The 18891-nt window shown below is 49.9% G+C and carries 15 protein-coding genes; all 15 read right to left on the reverse strand.

From position 1 onward, the window contains the following. Positions 1–248: 248 nt before the first annotated feature. Positions 249–1259 (reverse strand): ketol-acid reductoisomerase, encoded by a 1011-nt coding sequence (gene ilvC / locus KTH90_RS19360; RefSeq protein WP_158355031.1) that lies wholly within the window; start codon positions 1257–1259, stop codon positions 249–251. A gap of 86 nt (positions 1260–1345) precedes the next feature. Continuing rightward, positions 1346–1846, reverse strand: coding sequence for an acetolactate synthase small subunit (gene ilvN, locus KTH90_RS19365; protein ID WP_158355029.1), 501 nt, complete (start codon positions 1844–1846; stop codon positions 1346–1348). Between the two features lie 246 nt (positions 1847–2092). Next, positions 2093–4519, reverse strand: coding sequence for a homocysteine S-methyltransferase family protein (locus KTH90_RS19370; RefSeq protein WP_238727282.1), 2427 nt, complete (start codon positions 4517–4519; stop codon positions 2093–2095). Continuing rightward, positions 4516–6333, reverse strand: coding sequence for a bifunctional homocysteine S-methyltransferase/methylenetetrahydrofolate reductase (locus KTH90_RS19375; RefSeq protein WP_238727317.1), 1818 nt, complete (start codon positions 6331–6333; stop codon positions 4516–4518). The genes KTH90_RS19370 and KTH90_RS19375 overlap by 4 nt, the downstream gene beginning before the upstream one ends. Positions 6334–6342: 9 nt before the next feature. Beyond that, positions 6343–7329 carry a Gfo/Idh/MocA family protein gene (locus tag KTH90_RS19380; protein ID WP_238727283.1) on the reverse strand — a complete coding sequence of 329 codons (987 nt, stop codon included), beginning with the start codon at positions 7327–7329 and terminating at the stop codon, positions 6343–6345. A 117-nt stretch (positions 7330–7446) separates the two neighbouring features. Next, positions 7447–9435 (reverse strand): ferrous iron transport protein B, encoded by a 1989-nt coding sequence (gene feoB, locus KTH90_RS19385; protein WP_158355020.1) that lies wholly within the window; start codon positions 9433–9435, stop codon positions 7447–7449. Then, positions 9432–9659: a FeoA family protein gene (locus KTH90_RS19390; protein ID WP_158355018.1), complete on the reverse strand. Its 228-nt coding sequence runs from the start codon at positions 9657–9659 to the stop codon at positions 9432–9434. Before KTH90_RS19390 ends, feoB begins: the two co-directional genes overlap by 4 nt. 171 nt (positions 9660–9830) lie before the next feature. After that, positions 9831–10970, reverse strand: coding sequence for a DUF6236 family protein (locus KTH90_RS19395; protein WP_238727284.1), 1140 nt, complete (start codon positions 10968–10970; stop codon positions 9831–9833). Beyond that, positions 10967–12499, reverse strand: a complete 1533-nt coding sequence (locus KTH90_RS19400) for a peptidoglycan D,D-transpeptidase FtsI family protein (protein WP_238727285.1) — start codon at positions 12497–12499, stop codon at positions 10967–10969. The genes KTH90_RS19395 and KTH90_RS19400 overlap by 4 nt, the downstream gene beginning before the upstream one ends. Continuing rightward, the gene (locus KTH90_RS19405) at positions 12381–13811 is read right to left on the reverse strand and encodes an FtsW/RodA/SpoVE family cell cycle protein (RefSeq protein ID WP_238727286.1); all 1431 of its coding nucleotides are present in this window, start codon (positions 13809–13811) and stop codon (positions 12381–12383) included. The genes KTH90_RS19400 and KTH90_RS19405 overlap by 119 nt, the downstream gene beginning before the upstream one ends. Continuing rightward, on the reverse strand, positions 13811–16072 hold the full coding sequence (locus KTH90_RS19410; protein WP_238727287.1) for a U32 family peptidase: 2262 nt from the start codon (positions 16070–16072) through the stop codon (positions 13811–13813). The genes KTH90_RS19405 and KTH90_RS19410 overlap by 1 nt, the downstream gene beginning before the upstream one ends. 150 nt (positions 16073–16222) lie before the next feature. Next, positions 16223–16633, reverse strand: coding sequence for a cell division protein ZapA (locus KTH90_RS19415; protein ID WP_158355041.1), 411 nt, complete (start codon positions 16631–16633; stop codon positions 16223–16225). 66 nt (positions 16634–16699) lie between these two features. Further along, positions 16700–17701: a Holliday junction branch migration DNA helicase RuvB gene (ruvB, locus tag KTH90_RS19420; RefSeq protein ID WP_238727288.1), complete on the reverse strand. Its 1002-nt coding sequence runs from the start codon at positions 17699–17701 to the stop codon at positions 16700–16702. Positions 17702–17778: 77 nt separating this feature from the next. Next, positions 17779–18390, reverse strand: coding sequence for a Holliday junction branch migration protein RuvA (gene ruvA, locus KTH90_RS19425; RefSeq protein ID WP_158355008.1), 612 nt, complete (start codon positions 18388–18390; stop codon positions 17779–17781). Then, on the reverse strand, positions 18387–18887 hold the full coding sequence (locus KTH90_RS19430) for a Gx transporter family protein (protein WP_238727289.1): 501 nt from the start codon (positions 18885–18887) through the stop codon (positions 18387–18389). Before KTH90_RS19430 ends, ruvA begins: the two co-directional genes overlap by 4 nt. Positions 18888–18891 lie beyond the last annotated feature (4 nt).

Below are 18891 nucleotides of genomic sequence, written 5' to 3' on the forward strand. Positions count from 1 at the left end.
AAAGAAATTTGGGAGTATTAACTCCTTTTGAAAAATACGAACAATATATGTTGGCAGCATAAAAACTGCCACCAGCTAATCGCATCTGGTGGCAGAAATAATTTTTATTTTTTTTAATTGTCTACTTGACGGGAAGCAGTTCATTGTAAATCGGGAGTCTGCTTTTACTCGCTTATTTACATTAAAATCATTTCGTAATTTTCTATATCCTCCAGCTTTATGCCGAAAGATCCAGATGGAACTACAAATCAGTTATCAATCAGTTTTTTCTCATCTGTCCAGCTCATCAGCTTACGAAGCTCTGCGCCGACTTCCTCCAGCTGATGTTTCGATTCCATTCTTCTCTTCGCGTTAAAGTTGGTGCATCCGATCTGGTTCTCTAACAGCCAGTTGCGGGCGAATACGCCTTCCTGGATGTCTTTTAAAACCTGACGCATAGCGTTCTTGGTATCCTCGGTGATAATCTTCGGTCCGGTAATATAATCGCCGTACTCCGCCGTGTTGGAGATAGAATATCTCATGCCGGCGAAACCGCTCTGGTAGATCAGGTCTACGATCAGTTTCATCTCATGGATACATTCGAAATAAGCGCTCTCCGGCTCATATCCAGCTTCCACCAGAACTTCGAATCCACATTTCATAAGGGCTGTCACGCCGCCGCACAGAACAGCCTGCTCACCGAACAGGTCGGTCTCTGTCTCTTCACGGAAGGTCGTCTCCAGGACACCCGCTCTTGCGCCGCCGATCCCCAGTGCATAAGCAAGGCCGATATCATGCGCTTTACCGGTGTAATCCTGATGAACAGCGATCAGGCAGGGAACTCCCTTACCTTCCTGATATGTACTTCTTACGGTGTGGCCCGGTCCCTTCGGAGCGATCATGATGACGTCCACATTCTTCGGCGGTATGATCTGTCCGAAATGAATCGCGAAACCATGGGCGAACATCAGCATGTTACCCTCTTCCAGGTTCGGAGCGATGGATTCGTTGTACATCTTCGCCTGCTTCTCATCATTGATGAGGACCATTACGATGTCTGCTCTCTTTGCAGCCTCTGCCGCGGTATATACTTCAAATCCGGCTGCTTCTGCCTTAGCCCAGGATTTACTGCCCTCGTACAGGCCGATAATCACATGAAAACCGGACTCCTTAAGGTTCAATGCATGTGCATGTCCCTGGCTGCCATAGCCGATGACTGCGATGGTCTTACCTTCCAGTAAAGCCAGGTTGCAATCTTCCTGATAAAAAATCTTTGCCATTTTACTCATCCTCCATTTTTTATAAAATGTATGCCGGAATCTCCCGGCAAAATATGGTTAAAGGTTATTTAAGCCTCTAGCACTCTCTAATCAAAATACCTGACATCCTTAGAACCGCGCGACAGTCCGGTAATCCCGGTTCTGGCCAGTTCCAGAATCTCATATCCGGATAACAGACCGATAAACGCGTCCAGCTTGGACTGATTTCCCGTCAACTCGATAATAAGGGAATCCGGCGCCACATCCACGATATTCGCCCGGAAAATATTTGCCACCGCTATAATCGCCTGGCGATCATCGGCCTGGGCCCTCACCTTTAACAGGATCAATTCCCTGCTCACTGATTCCTTATCCAATAACTTTTTGATATCAACCACATCCACCAGCTTACGAAGCTGATTCTCGATCTGCTCAATAATCACCTCATCTCCGCGGACAACTACCGTCATCCTGGAAAATCTGGGATCTGCTGTCACTCCTACGGTCAGACTTTCGATATTATAGCCTCTGCGGCTGAACAAGCCCGCCACTCTGCTTAACACACCGGAGGTATTGTCAACCAACATAGATAATACGGTTTGATCCATACAGACAACCTGCTTTCTTTATAGAATTGTACTAAGTGTTATTCTATCAAGTCTTAAAATTTTTGTCAAATAGAATTTCAACACTTTACTGTGCTTAAGTAGTAGAGCATCGGAATATCTGCCCTTAATACTATAAACTCACTTTAAGGGCTTTAGATTTACCTGATACATTACTCAACCATTCGAACATGGAACTTAGCCTTCACCAATCGAGGGGGTGCGCAGAGCGGCCCGACATTCTGAAGACTACCCCTCCCCCAGCAGCCGTTCGACTAATTTCACCGCCTCAGCGGCATCTTTGGAATAGCCGTCCGCTCCGATTTCATCTGCGTAGCTCTGGGTAATCACGGCGCCGCCGATGATTACCTTGGCTTCGATGCCGAGTTCTCTTACGTAGGCGATGACATGGCGCATTTCCTGCATTGTGGTGGTCATCAGCGCGGACAGGCCGATTATGGCTGCGTGATGTTCCATGGCAGCTTTTGCGATCTGTTCTTTGGGGACATCTTTTCCCAGGTCTATGACGTCGTAACCGCAGTTCTTTAACATCAGTCCGACCAGGTTCTTGCCGATGTCGTGAATGTCTCCCTCGACGGTGGCGATGACGATGACCGGCTTTTCTTTTTGGTCTTCATCCTGTTCCAGCATAGGTTCCAGATATTCGATCGCCTTTTTCATAACTTCCGCGCTGGATATCAGCTGGGGCAGGAAATAGATCTGTTTGTCGAAGAGTTCCCCCACCTCGTGGATGGCCGGGATCAGCATTTCGTTGATAATGGCGGAAGGCGTGTATCCGTCCGCAAGCGCAGCTTTTACATGGTTCAGAATACCGCTGCGGTTCCCTTTCATTACACTTTCATATACCTTGGGGTGCTCTGCTTTTACTTCTGCTGTCTTCTGGGCCGGGTTGGTTTCGGGAGTTTCAGCCGCCTTTCTGGCATTCATCCGGTTGATGTAGGCCAGATCTGCATCCGGTTTGTTCATGAGCAGGTCTGCGGCCATCGCACTGTTTACCAGAAGATCCTGGGACGGGTTCGCGATAGCCATCGTCAGGCCCTGCTGTATCGCCATGGTTAAAAAGGCAGCGTTGATAAAACTGCGCTCGGGCAGGCCGAATGAAATGTTGGAAAGGCCCACGATCGTGGCCAGACCTAGCTCTTCCTTGCAGTAGCGGATGGTTTCCAGGGTCTCTAAGGCGGCTTTGGGATTCGCCCCTACGGTGGCCACCAGACCGTCCACTACGATGTCCTCTCTGGTGAACCCAAGGATTAACGCCCGTTCCAGGATCTTTTGGATGATTTTTTTCTTTTCATCCAGTGATTTTGGCAGACCCTCGTCGGACAGAGGAAGCAGGATGAACATGGCTCCGTATTTTCGGGCGATGGGCAGCAGTTTCTCAAACTTCTCCGTTTCCAGGGAAATGGAATTGATCAGTGCCCGTCCCGGATAACGCCTGAGCGCCGCTTCCATCACTTCGATATGACTGGTATCCAGGCACAGCGGGAGGGGGGTTACAGCCATCACCTCATCCAGCACCTTTAACATGGTTTCTTTTTCATCGATACCGTTCATTCCCACATTGATATCCAGCACGGATGCACCGCATTCGGTCTGGTCTTCCGCAAAGGAACGAACCATACCGTAATCTCCGGTCCGCAGTTTTTCCTGAAACTTTTTCTTACCGGTGGGGTTGATCCGCTCGCCGACGACATGGAACCGCTCACTTAAGCCAAACGCCAGCACCTGCCTCTCGGAAGCCAGCAGCCTTACGGGCGCTGCAGGCTGGAACGTGATGCGGCGGTCTGGAAGGGATGCTGAGAGCTTTTGTATAAACTCCGGCGTTGTACCGCAGCAGCCGCCGAGAATCGTGGCACCTGCTTCAATCAGCGCATGCATATGTTTTACATAGATATCGGCATCCATATCGTATATGGTCTCACCGGCCTCATTGATACCGGGAAGACCCGCGTTCGGCTTCGCAATCAACGGCACCTTGGCATATTTCTTCATCTCCCGCACGAAGTTTAACATCGTGTCCGGTCCGGATGAGCAGTTTACGCCTACCGCATCCGCCCCCAGGCTCTGAAGTACCACTACGGAAGTGGCCGGATCTGTTCCATAGAAAGTCCTGCCATCGGTATTAAAAGTCATAGTAGCCATGACCGGCAGACTGCAGACCTCTCTGGCAGCTAATAAGGCGGCTCTGGTCTCCTGAAGGCTCATCATTGTCTCGACGACCAGCATATCAACACCGGCCTGGTCAAGGAGGACGATCTGTTCTTTGTATACATCCACCAGCTCTTCAAAATCGAGGGTCCCTACAGGTGATAACTGTTCACCAGTCATGGTCAGGTCACCGGCGATCAGAGCCTGTCCGGCGGAAGCCTCCCTGGAAATGGATACCAGGGAATGAATCAGTTCCTCCATCCGGTCTTCCAGGCCATATTCCTTAAGCTTAATCCGATTCGCTGTAAATGTCGGAGCATAGAGAATATTGGTACCCGCCGCCACATATTCCTGCTGAAGCTTAAGCATCACTTCCCTATGACCGGCGATCCAGGCCTCCGGACAAACGCCGGATGGCATTCCCCGTTTCTGGAGATTAGATCCTGTGGCGCCGTCCAATATAACCAGATTCTTTGTTGTCCAATCTCTGAATTCCTGTCTTGTCATTTTTCCCTCCAGTGTAAGCAGCGTGCCGCCAGATACGCTCTGTTAAACGGCAGCATAAAGTAATATCCATCCGCCACATCCTTAAGCTCTTCCATCATCTGCCGGGCAATTCTGACTCCGGTCTCTTCCCCCTGCTCCTTCGACATCCCGGGATCAAACGCCTGAATCACCTGCTCTGGTACCTGTATCCCGGTCACTTCATTGCGGATAAAGCATGCGTTCCGATAGCTGACCAGAGGCATGATTCCACAGAGTATTCTGGTATCCACTTCTTTTTTTATTTTACGGATCCGCTCGGTTTCTTCTATAGAAAATATGGGCTGTGTCAAAAAATAGGAGGCACCTGCCTCTATCTTTTTCTCCATACGCCGGATCTCGGCATCCAGATTTTTGCGTCCCTGATTGAGGGCACCTCCGTAGCAGATCGGTTCCTCCCGGAAATGCTCCTGGTTCATCTCTTTTAAAAACTGCATCAGAGTGATGGAGTTAAAATCGAAGACCCCGGTGATATCCCCTCTGTCCCCTCCGGCTACCGGATCCCCGGTTACCACGAGAAAATTACGGATCCCGTTGACGTACGCGCCCAGAAGCCCGGCCCGCAGAGCAATGGTATTCTTATCCCGGCAGGCGATATGGGGCATAACCGGCAGTCCGGTCTCATGAAGCACCTTGGTCCCCATCAATATGGAATCCACCCGTCCCCGCCCCATGGGCGAATCCGCGAATGTAATCATGTCGACCGGAGCAGTCTTTAAGGAATTGGCATACTCCATAATCCGGTTCGTATTGGCGTCGTAGGGTGGGTCCAGCTCCACAGCGGTCACTTTTTCACCCCTTTGCATTTTCTGCAGAAGCGGATTGACAACCGCTGCTTTTTCCAGAATCACCGGCGGAGCTTCCGTTATCTGTCGGATCGCCGTCTGCCGGAAATCTACCGTTTTTCCCACCGCTTCTATATAAGATGGGTTCGTACCGCAGCAGCCTCCCAGCAGGTTCACTCCCAACTCTGCGATATCGTTCATCCTCTGTCCAAAATACTGTCTTGTATCTTTAAAATCAGTCCGCCCGGAACTCAAAGCCGGATAGCCGGAATTCGGAAATGCGGTGATAATCTTATCTTCCGGCAGCTGCAGTTTGCTCATCACCTGCCACAGATGACCCGGGCCTATCCCGCAGTTAAAGCCGATTCCGTCAATCTCTTCCATTCGGGCTGCATCTTCCAGCAGCCTGGACGCGGGGATACCATATTTAGAATAACCATAACCGTTGACGCAGAAGGATACGAAGACAGCCGCATCGGACTTCTCTTTTAACCAAAGGATTACAGGCTCTATATATTTCATATCGGCAAAGGTTTCAAACAAAAACAGATCGGCCCCCTCACTTAAAAATGCGTCGCAGATGTAGCGGTACTCTTCTATGACCTGTTCTGCGGTCTGATGGATATCCATTGGAATGGGACCGATATCCGCCGCTGTCAGGAGCATACTGTTTTCTGCCGTATCCTGTGCATGCTCTCTTCTATAAGTCTCAGCGGCAGACCGGGCAATCCGGTAACCCGCTGCCGCGACCTGTCCGGCTTCCCTGCGGCCGCATTCCAGCCGCCTGGTATTGGCAGCAAAGGTATTGGCGCGCAAAAATCGTGCACCGGCTTTTATATATGCCCGGTGCACCTGCTCTACCTGATCCGGCCGGCGCAGATTATCCCATTCGGGAATTTTCGCAGCTCCGCCCTGCAGCCCACTGTAATAGGTACCGAAGGCCCCATCACCTAAGAGCCTGTGCTCTTTCAGTCCTTTTACCCAATCCTTCATTTTCAACCATTACTCCTCGAAATCAAACCGGAAATTCCACTGCTTCCGGCAGGTATCCATAATTTTCATCACAGTCAGGGTATCGTCAAGCGGCACCTTGTCACTTTCCGTCTTCCCCTCCCGCAGGCAGCGCATGGCTTCCAGCGCCTCATATTCATATCCATTGCAGATAAACGGCTCTTCAAATTGCCGGATCACCTGATTATCATAGTCCAGCACTGAGATCTTTGTAGCCTGGAAAAAGAATTCCTGATTTAACAGTACCTTTCCTTTGGTCCCCTGTATATAGAAGAATACCAGTTTCTCCGGTCCCAGGCCGCTGGATAATTGTGCATATGCGCCGTTTTCATACTCTAACACGACACTGTTGGTATAGTCTACCTTTTTTTCACCCATAAATGCATGGCTGACCACTTTTACCGGGGTCTGGTGAAAAACGGACTGGGCATACATGATCGGGTACATGCCCAGATCCAGCAAAGCCCCTCCCCCGTTCTCATAGGAATAGAGCCGGTGTGTCGAAGGAGCAGCGGTAAAAAAACGGCCTTCGGCCATCCGGATCTCCCCCAAGACCCCTTCCCTGATCCACTCCTGCAGTTTCAAAAAGGCGGGATGGCATTTTGTCCAAACCGCTTCCATAAAAAACAGCTTCTTTTCTCTGGCCAGAAGAATCAGTTCTTCCGCCTGAACCGCGTTGATCGTCAGGGGTTTTTCCGCCAGCACATTCTTACCGGCCAGCAGGCAGCTCTTGATTCCCTCGTAATGGTATCTGGCCGGAGTCGCCACATATACGATATCCACCTGCGGATCCGCCAGCAATTCCTCATAGGAGCCATACGCCTTCTGAATCTGGTTCTGCCTGGCAAACGCAACGGCCTTCTCCAAAGATCTGGAACCGACCGCATACAGGTTCGCCTCCCCGCATGCGCGCAGCGCAGCGGAGAAAATCCCCGCAATCCGGCCGGCCCCCATAATTCCCCAGTTAATCTTATTCATTCCATCCGCATCCTTTCCTAATCGTTCAATTTGGGACATGTCCATTTCAGTCTGGGACATGTCCATTCCAATTTGGGACATGTCCACTCCAGTATGTCCGCTCCAGTGGATACATATTTACATAAACAGACTACCTATTTGATAAACCAGTACTGCCCCGAGCCATGCGATCAATAACTGAAAAATGACCATTCCCAATGTCCACCGGGTAGAATTGGTCTCTTTGCGAATCGTTGCGATCGTAGCCATACAAGGGGTATATAACAGACAGAAAATCATAAGTGCGTAAGCATTCAGTGGCCCGAATCCATAGGCCCCCAAAGCCTCCGACATCTGCATCATTCCTGCCGCTGAGTTCACATTAGAGATACCAAAAAGTACAGCAAAGCTGGATACCACAACTTCTTTTGCCGATAAGCCTGAAATCAGAGCTACAGCGATCTGCCACAGGCCTAAACCAGCCGGGGCCAGGACCGGGACCAGGAAGCGTCCGATCGCAGCGCCGAAGCTCATCGAGATATCCGATACCATCCCGGTAGTTCCGAAGTTTAAAACAAACCAGATCACAATGGAAGCGACGAAGATCGTCGTTCCCGCTTTACTCAAGTAATCCTTAACCTTTTCCCACACATATACGGCGATGGTTCTGGGATTTGGCGATTTATATTCCGGCAGTTCGATCAGCAGACTGTTGCTGCTTTTCCCTTTAAAGACGCGATTGGATAAGAGGGCTATCAAAATAGCCAGCACAACGCCAATCACATAGAGGGAGAACGCGGCCACCATAGCATAATCTTCGAAGAAAATATCAGCGAACAGCACATAGATCGGCAGTCTTGCTGAACATGACATAAATGGAGTAACCAGAATCGTCTTTTTCCGGTCGCCTTCATGTTCCAATGCCCTTGTTGCCATGACGGCCGGGACCGTACAGCCGAAGCCAAGGATCATAGGAAGAAATGCTTTTCCGGACAGTCCGGCTTTTCCCATGATACCGTCCATGACGTATGCCACCCGGGCCATATAACCACTGTCTTCCAATATGGCCAGCGCCAGGAACAAAATAAAGATGTTCGGCAGGAAAGTCAGAATTCCCCCGACTCCCGCGATAATTCCATCCACGATCAGTGAATTCAGCCAGCCGGCCGTGTGCAGGCTGGTGAGCAGATTTGATACCGAAACCGATAACCAGCCCAGCGAGACTTCAAATCCGCCCTTTAAGAAATCGCCTACTGTAAACGTCAGAAAAAAGACCAGTGCCATGATCCCCAGAAAAATAGGGATACCCCAGATTCTATGGGTCAAAACCTCATCAATCCGGTCCGTACTGGCCAGCTTCTCTTTCTTATAAAAAAGGCAGTCCTCAATAACTTCCTCAATATAATCATACTTCTGATTAATGATATCTTTTTCATAATTACGATCTATGATTGCGGTCACATCCACCGGATGATGATTCATCACTTCCTCATCGTATTCCAGGAGTTTAATCGCGTGCCATCTAAGATTAGACGCATCCGGATAGCGTGCTTTGATCACCACTTCCAACTTCGCAATCTTTTCCTCAATGGTGTCGTCATAGGTTACGACATGTTCCGCCGGTCCTTCCAGATAATGATGAATCACCGCATGCAGCAGTACATCTAACCCCGTCCTTTTCCTGGCCGATACCGGAACAACCGGAATTCCGCCTAACATTTCCGGAAGGCGATGCAGATCCAGTTCCATCCCGCGCTCCTCCACAATGTCCATCATATTAAGCGCCAGTATAACCGGCTTGCGAAGCTCCAGCAGCTGCATGGTCAGATAAAGATTTCTCTCCATGGAGGACGCGTCCACAATATTAATGATCACATCAACGTCATCACTCATAATACACTGGCGGCTGACTTTTTCCTCGATCGAATAAGAAGTCAGACTGTAGATGCCCGGCAGATCAATCAGCTTTAATTTACTGCCCTTATAAGTGGTGGAACCTTCCTTTTTCTCAACCGTAACCCCCGGCCAGTTGGCCACCTTCAGATTGGCTCCGGTATAGGCATTAAATAAAGTAGTCTTACCACAGTTGGGATTTCCCACAAATGCGACGGATATCTTATCTTTCATTGCGCGATCTCCTTTACATCAATTCCTTTGGCTACCTGCTTACCGATTGCCCAGCGGGTTCCCCGCACCTTGATGATCACAGCCCCGTGCCGTTTTTTGTTAAAAACCTCCACCCGGGTCCCTTCGTTAATCCCCAGGGATTCCAATCTGCGGGTGATATTCTCCTCCAATCCCAAATCAACCACCTGATAAGATTGACCGATTGCTCCATCATAAAGCCTCATGTTTTCCTCCAGTGACGCATTTCGCACTTCTCTACAAAATACGACTAATTTTCTCTTCGTCTATCTTACGATTTTTCCTGGGGTATGTCAATAAAGTTAAATGCCAGTTATATGTGGAGTTAAATACCAGTTATATATGGAAGGGCCTGAGATTTGTATGGGAGCGTTAGGTTACCTTCTGACAGAAACCATTTTTTTCGTGTTCGCGTGATACAGGTAGGCGAAGCCGGAATCGGACAGGATTTCCTTTCGCTGTTTCCGAAGGTTCAGACGGCTGGCAGTAATTTTTATCATACCATAACTTGCGGCACTGAGGACACGGGAGTGAGATCCTATGGCCAATGCGGACAGAAGCGCCGGAACGGAGGAACTGTCCAGTTCAATCAGGGATTTGACGGTGGTCAGGGCCGCTTCGACACCGGACTGGTGCATGATCCTGATAAGTTTTCCTGTTTCCAGCTCCATCTTTTCCCGGAAGCTTTCACTGGATTTTTGTATTTCCTGCGCGTCCCCGCATGTTTTTAAGCTTTTTTCAAAGGAGTCTAATTCATGGCGGAATTGGAGCAGCTCATCCCGGTACCGCCTCCGGAAGGACAGGATTTTCTTAAGAGGTACGCCTTTCCTGGGCGTCGGAAGTACATTCTGCATTACACAGTCAATACACCAGCTGCCGTTCGTCAATGGCGAGCACACATTTTCATAGGCATAGGACAGATTAACCGGACGGTCCGTACCCACAGCGATGAATTGGCCGGTTCTTCCGCCTTCCGCCTTCGCTAAATATTTTGCAAGAAGGGACATATAGAGTCTGGCGATCCTTTCATCCAGCACATACCAGTTACCGTTGCCGTCCCAGTGTAAAAGCTTATGCTCACACATGAAATCATATAGTTTCCCATTGGTTTTTTCCTGATGAAGCAGGACGGGTAATTCATGCCACGGAAGCTTGTCCTCCTGTATGTAATAGCGGCCGTAGTCCGTGCCAGGCAACCGCAGGTCCGGGACGCAGGAAGCAGCTTTCACGGAGGAACCGAACTTGTGTGACCGCGGATCCGGCAGGCTTTGCGGATCGGATAACCGTTCTATGACTTCTTCTTCGAAATCCGGCAGGAATTCTGATTCAAACAGAGTGGACGGATAGATTGGACGATAGCATTCCTGCTCCATAAGTTCACATATTTCAGGGGAAAGGCAAATCGTCTTATCCCCTTTTGGAACGATGGAGCTTACTTTGTCCCAATATAAAACTGCATTCCGAAGCCAGTTCTGATCCTTTATATTAATATCCGGATAATATAAGATTGATCTCAACTCACACCTCCATTCCCAGCTTGAGCATAAGCGGCAAACAGTTTCTTCGCCACGGGTACTGCGTAATCACTTCCAGCTCCGGCGCCCTCCAGGATCACGGCGACCACCAGGTCAGGGGAATCCACATTGGAAAAGCCAACGAACCAGGCATGGCTTTTCGCTTTGTTACTGCTGTACTCGGCACTTCCTGTTTTCCCGGCCGCCGTGTAATTCTGGCCGGAAAGCTTGGTGGCCGTCCCTTCTTCCACCACATCGATCATATAAGATTTCAGAAGCGCCGCTTCCCCTTCGGAGAGCAGGGTGCCATACTCAGCCGGCTTGTACTGTTTTACCTTATCCCCGGTATAATTTTCGATCCGGTCAATGAAATAGGGCTTCATCAGCACACCGTTGTTGGCGATCGCTGAGGTAATCAGCGCCATATGCATGGGGGACACCAGTGTGCCTTCTCCCTGGCCGATGGCCGTCATCAGCTTCTGCGCGGTATCATCCTGAGCAGGCGGCGCGAATTTACTCTTGCTGTAAGGGAGCGAGATCGGAAGTTCCTTGTTAAACAGAAGGCTGTCACATAAGCTGTTAAAGGATTTCATATTCAGGTCCATCCCGATATTGGCATAGGAGGAATTACAGGAATGGGCAAAGGATTCCATCAGATTCTGAACACCATGGGACTTATGCTTATAGCAGTTGATCGTCACGTCATCAGCCGTAAATTCGCCATGGCAGTCATAGCTGTACTGCTCATAATTCCCATTCTCCCGCACATATTTCAGCGTGGTTATTATTTTAAAGGTGGAACCCGGAGGATACAGCCCCTGGGTCGCCCGATTCAACAGCGCGGTACTTTCGTTTCCCTCAGCGGTCAGCTTTTCCCATTGCTCCTGTATTTTATTCGGATCATACGTGGGCTTGGAGACCATGGCCAGCACTTTTCCAGTGGACGGTTCCAACGCGACCACGGCGCCGTCATATTTGCCCATAGCGTCATAGGCTATCTTCTGGAGCTCCACATCCAGTGTGGTCACCACATTATCACCGATGTTTTTCTCGCCTTTGAACTCATTTTCCAGCTGTTCCAGGAAAAAAGCGTGGGAGGACAGAAGGCTGAAATTGCCCAGGGATTCGATTCCGGTTTTTCCTACCGTGGAATATCCCACCACATGGGCGAACAGGTCTTTATAGGGATAGCGCCTGGTTTCCGTACCGTCCCCTGACAATGCGGTTTCTGCCAGGACTTCCCCGTCATTTGCCAGGATTTTCCCACGGATATAACGGTCCGCAAAAGTATCCTGCCTGGAATTATAAGGATTGTTAATCACATCATCCGCCTGGGTCGTATTAAAATATACGAAATAGGCCATCAGCAGAGTAAACATCCCTACAAACAGATAGGCAACCAGTAATAGTTCTCTATTTCTCTTTTTTCCGTCTCGCTTTTGCGGGCTTGTCGTCCCGTTTTCCCCGTCCTGAAGATCCAGGTCCAGAATTTCCTGTTCCTTTACGGTTTTTTTGTTTTTGAACTTGAACATTGGCCTTAACATCCTCATCTTCTCTTAATAAATACATGCCCTGGATGATGGCAAACATAATCAGCGTGCTAAGCATAGAACTTCCGCCATAGCTGACAAGCGGCAGCGTAACCCCGGTGGAGGGGATGAACTTTGTAACACCCCCGATGGTCAGAAACACCTGGAACCCATAGACCGTCCCCAGCCCCAAAGCCACCAGTTTATAAAAATCATCCTTGATCTGCATCGCAATATTGATAAACATTAAAAAACAGCTGACACAGATCAGGATCAGACACAGCGCGAAGATCCCGCCCAACTCCTCGGAGATGGCGGAAAAGATAAAATCCTGATCCACCACCGGAATCTTATCCGGTGATCCCTGAAAAAGTCCCATTCCGAACCAGCCTCCGGTTCCTATGGCGAACAGGGACTGGGTGATCTGATATCCCTCTTTTTCAATCACGTCCCAGGGATTGCTCCAGGCCAGTACCCTGGTACGCACATGGCCGAACAGGAAATAGCCGGCCACAGCGGCGGCACAGCCCCCGGCCAGCCCGCCCATCAGGTATAAAGGTTTTCTCGATGCCACATAAAGCATGATCAGATAGACTACGAAATAGATCAGCGCCCCGCCCAGATCTTTGGAAAGCACCAGAATCAGTACATGAGCCACCGCTACCGCGGTTGCCTTCACAATATCCTTGAATTCCGTAGATCTGCTGAGCAGCGCTGCCACGAAAAACACAAAGATGATCTTAACAAACTCGGACGGCTGTACGGAAAGCTGTCCGAAGGATATATTCAGTTTCGCTCCGTATACCCTGCTTCCGGCGACGGCCACAACTCCCAGAAGCCCTATTCCCGCAGCCGCATACAGCCATGTAAGCTGCCGCAGGAACTTCATCTTCCGCACCAGTAACGGCACCAGAAGCGATACGGCCGCCGAGACAGCTACGATCATAAACTGCCGCTTGGATTTGTCAAAGGAAAGCCTGGTGAGAATAATAAAGCCGATGGATAGCAGCATGCACATATTATTGACCACCAGACGCGAAGCCTTTGGATAAGCCACATGATAAAAAGCCAGGATCGCCGCCAGCAAAATCACCTGCTCTCCATAGAATAACAGGATCTGCAGATTATTTGTTTTCAAATACATCACCAGATAAGCGGTCAGATGAATGAGAAACATCAGCGTATTTTGTTTCCGGAAGATATTCTTCTGCCGGACCGGGTCCCCATGCCCGAATACCGTATAGCTCTGGTACGTATACATGGCAATCAATATGATCATCAGATATTTGGATAACTCAACGATGACATTAACCATTATTCTACGCCTCTCTTGAAGTGTCCCCGTGTAAATTCTTTCCAGGGCATGTCTGTCTGAATGCCGTGTATATAGCGGTCTATATAAAGCTTTGCCGTTTTCAACGTCTCTGCTCCGGTCTCCACGGTAAAATCCAGCCGGAGGGCCGCAGGCCCCAGGGACTTGATATCCTTATCCTGATCCAGCAAGACCAGCGGAACGGAATTGTAAATTACATTATAGCAGCTTTCCGGCATACAGAAATTCTTGACATAAAAATACTTCTGATACCTGTCCTTTAACCGTCTTGTCTCCGGAACATGGGTACAGTGATCCGCTGTCTTTAACAGGCACTGTGCCGATACCATCATGGGCAGATGCCCATAGGCGATGATTTCACTGCCTTCGCAGCCTCTTGCTCTTAACTCTTTCAGGTTCAGCTCCACAGGCGCGGTATCCCGGCCGCAGCCCTTTGCTGCCCAGAATGCGCGGCTTCTTTTGTTAAAGGTATATACATTGGCATCCGTAACCACGGGCTTTGTAAACGAATGGCGCTCAAGGAATTCGTACTCCTCGTAGTTTCGAATAACGATGCCGTCAATACCGGTTTCCATCAGCCTGTCCCAGATCCCTTCGAATACCTGTCTTAAGCTTTCCCTGAAAATCACCGGAAGAACCAGATAACATTTTTTCTTATACCGGTGAACCTCCTGTGTCCATCTCTTCAGATCAGCCAGTTCTGCTTTCTCATCCAAAATAGAGGGAAAAAGAGAGTAGTTTACATACAGATCCGATATCTGTTCCAGTGTGACAAGCGCCTCCAGCTGTTGGGTTTCTTCCACATATGCCCGAATACACAGAGCCTTTTCCTGCGCCCTGGAGGCATCCGCGCCCATGCCTCTTTGTGCGTTCTCTTTCTCCCAGCTTACAGGAGGAGTACGCCTGAAAGGCGCTAACAGCTCCCGTTCCAATGCCTCCAGGGCATTTCTGCGCAGTTCATTGACCGCCTGTAACGGCAGAAAGAGATCCTCTTCCATTTCGATCTGGAGCTGCCCGAATAAGAATGGAGTGTTGCCTGTCTTTCGAAGCTGTTTCTCCACCTGATCCCTTTGGATAGGCCGTTGTACTGCCTGCTCTGCACAGGCCCCCGTCACAGTAACGGACGCGCTCTGCGTATTAACACAGAGTTTAGCATGATTTTCTTTAGAAAGTATTAACATACCATTAATTTTTTCTTTGGATTGGTTTTCGACATATTCTCTGCGCAGCGTCTCCATAAGATTTCCCATACGGATTTCTCCGCCCGCGTTGTTTAAACTTAACATTTTCCGTCCGTTGTGCTGTTGGTAATAGCCTTTTGTGAATCCTTCCCGGCTGAACAGACATTCCAATTCTCTGCGGTCTTCCTCCGAAACCCGGTAATCCCTTGCCCCTTTTTCCAGAAACAGATCCAGATATTTCCGGTAAATCCGGACCACACCCGCCACGTATTCCGGCTGTTTCATTCTTCCTTCGATCTTTAAGGAGGTCACTCCGGCGTCCAGAATGTCAGGAAGAAGATCAATGGTGCAAAGATCCTTCATACTTATCAAATGTGAGGCAGAAACCGGTACCGCCTGCTTTCCCCGGCCTGCCGCAGCTTTGGATCCTGTGACGGCGCCTCCGGTCAATTCATAAGGCAGCCGGCAGGGCTGGGCACACCGCCCCCGGTTACCGCTTCTGCCGCCCAATATGCTGCTTAACAGGCACTGGCCGGAATAACAGTAGCACAGCGCACCATGCACAAATGTCTCGATCTCCAGACTGGTCTGTTCCCGTATCATACGGATTTCCTGCAGCGAAAGTTCTCTGGCTGGAACGACACGGGACACCCCTTCTTTTTCCAGGAATTCCGCCCCCAGCGGGCCGGTGATGGTCATCTGGGTACTGGCATGTACCGGAAGATCCGGAAAATATTCCCGGATAAAGGACAACACTCCCACATCCTGCACGATCACCGCATCCAGCCCTTCCTCGTAATAAGGACGCAGGTAATCGTACAGTTCCATCTTAAGTTCCCGCTCCTTCAATAGGGTATTCACCGTCAGATAGATCTTCTTTCCCCGCAAATGGGCTTCCCGAAGTGCCTGCAGCAGAGAGTCCTGCTGTGGGTTATTCGCGTAGGCTCTGGCCCCGAATTTGCTCCCGCCCATATAGACCGCATCCGCGCCCGCCTGCATCGCCGCCCGAAAGCTGTCATAAGAACCGGCCGGAGCCAGCAGTTCGATTTGTTCCCTGTCCATATCTTCTACTCCCATATTCCTATCATTCTTCGTTATATAGTGCATTTTCTTTTCGCCTGCGGAATTTTCCGTCATCTTCTATTTGAATGAAAAAGGACGTGGGATTTCGACAATCTCACGCCCCCGCCTTATCATTTACCTTAAGTTCCGCTATCTCTTACGCCCGTCCAGTTCGGTTTCCAGCTTCACGATCTGCTTTTGCAGATCATAGGTCTTGGTCTGCATTTCCTTCATGGCTTTTTCCATGTTCTCCAGCTGTACCTGCGCGGCGATCATTTCATGCTTCAGATCATACATCTCTTTGTCTTTTGCTTCCATCTCTTCGGACAGGAGATCTGACTGCTTTTTGGCTTTAAAATAATCATCGGCAATATTCAGCAGAACCATCAGATTCCGGTTCTCGCCCGACTGCTTGCGAAAATTCTCTACCTGGTTAAATTCTTCCAGCCTGTTATTGATGTAAGTGGCAACCTTATGCAGGTATTCTTCGCCTTCTACCCCTGCCAGATGGTAAACCTTACCGTCGATCAGCACTTCCGTATGATTCTTCTCTGCCATAATTCTCACCCCTTCTGTCCTAAGCATCCTATTTCTATTATAAACAAATTTGTCTAAAAAACAACCTTTTTATATGGTCTCATGTTCCAACCCCAGATGGCTGTAAGTCAGATCGGACGCCATCCGTCCGCGGGGCGTACGGAGCAGAAAGCCGTTCTGCACCAGATAGGGCTCATAGACGTCCTCTATCGTTCCGGCATCCTCACCGATCGCCGCCGCCAGGGTATCCAGTCCCACAGGCCCGCCGCTGAACTTCTCGATCAGTGTGCGTAAGATCGTCCGGTCGATCTGATCCAGGCCCATCCGGTCCACATCCAGCAGATCCAGTGCGAATCTGGCCACATCCTCCGTGATATTGCCGTCGTATTTCACCTGGGCGAAATCCCTGGTCCTCTTCAGAAGCCGGTTTGCAAGTCTCGGCGTGCCCCTGGAGCGTCGCGCGATCTCCTCAGCTCCCTTGGCATCGATCCGGACCTTCAGCACTTTCGCTGAACGGATGACGATGGTCTGCAGCTCCTCCACCGTATAGAATTCCAGATGATGAACCACCCCGAACCGGTCCCGCAGCGGAGCGGTCAAAAGCCCTGCCCTGGTCGTCGCCCCCACCAGCGTGAATTTCGGCAGATCCAGACGGATCGAACGGGCGGTTGCCCCTTTACCGATCAGAATGTCAATCGCGTAATCCTCCATCGCCGGATACAGAACCTCCTCCACCTGCCGGTTCAGCCGGTGAATCTCATCCACAAAAAGCAGATCCCCTTCCTGCAGATTATTCAGAATCGCTGCCATCTCGCCGGGTTTCTCGATCGCCGGCCCTGAGGTGACCTTAATATTCACTTCCATCTCATGCGCGATGATACCGGCCAGGGTGGTCTTACCCAGCCCGGGAGGGCCGTAGAACAGCACATGGTCCAAAGCCTCCCCTCGCTGTTTTGCCGCCTGTATAAAAACTTTCAGATTTTTTTTGGCTTTCTCCTGGCCGATATATTCATCCAGGGTCTGCGGCCGCAGACTATATTCGATTTTCAGATCCTCTTCCAGGGTCTGTGTGGTTATAATCCGTTTCTCCATACTAATCTCCCGCTATCGTCCTGCTTTTGCTATTTAAAATGCATTCCTTATTATACGATTCTTATACGCGTCTATTTTTATAAAAAGGACATCTTTTTCAGCGCGCCTTTTAAGATTGCCTCCACATCCATATCGTCCGTGATATCAACCGTTTTCACCGCATGCAGCGCATCGGTGCTGGAATACCCAAGCGCTACCAGCGCCTGCACCGCCTCGTCCCTGGCATCCGAGGCAGCCTTTTGCTTTCCGGTCAGGTTATGCTCCAGTTTCCGTTCAAAGGCATCCTCCAGTTTTAATTTATCCTTCAGTTCCAAAATAATCTTCTGCGCGGTTTTTCCGCCGATCCCCGGGGCTTTGGAGATGGTCTTCGCGTCATCCGTAAGGACCGCGAAGCGAAGATCATCCGCTGACAATCCGGACAGGACGCCCAGAGCCGCTTTGGGGCCAATACCATTTACATTTAACAGCAATTGGAATACTTCCAGATCGTCCCTGGTCAGAAAGCCGTAGAGCTGCATCGCATCCTCCCTGACATTAAAATACGTGTGCAGCTTTATCTGGGCCCCCACAGCCGGAAGCTCAGATAATGTCTGTGTACTGATAAAAACCCGGTATCCGATATTCCCCGCTTCGATAATCAGGGCGTTTTCCTCCACCTCAACCAATTCTCCTTTTATATAAGCGATCATTTTATCCTCCTGTTCCCGGCGGGCAGTTTTTTCAAAACCTCCCTGGCCGCTACACCGATCAGCATCCCGGTAATCACTCCGGAAATCAAAAGCGGCGGCATGTAATACGCAAGGCTTGCATTCTCCACAACCGCCATGGCCACCAGAATCTGGCCCACGTTGTGAAAGACTCCGCCTGCCATGCTGACCCCAATCACACTGAAGCGGTTCAACCTTTTCAGCAGCACCATGACCAGAAAGCTCAGCATTCCTCCGGCCAGACTGTATAAAATACTGTATAGATTGCCGAACATAAAGCCAGCCAGCAGAATTCTGGCAAAAGATACGGTCAACGCCTCCTTTGTCCCCATCAGATATAACACCAGTACAATCACCGCGTTCGTCAATCCCAGCTTCACACCCGGGATACCAAAATAAAATGGGATCAGGGACTCTATATAACTGGCAATAAGGGCAAATGCGGTAAACATTCCCAGAAACGCTATTTTATGCTTCAACTTT

It is taken from the genome of Diplocloster modestus, assembly GCF_019042245.1.
GTDB classification, from domain to species: Bacteria; Bacillota; Clostridia; order Lachnospirales; family Lachnospiraceae; genus Diplocloster; species Diplocloster modestus.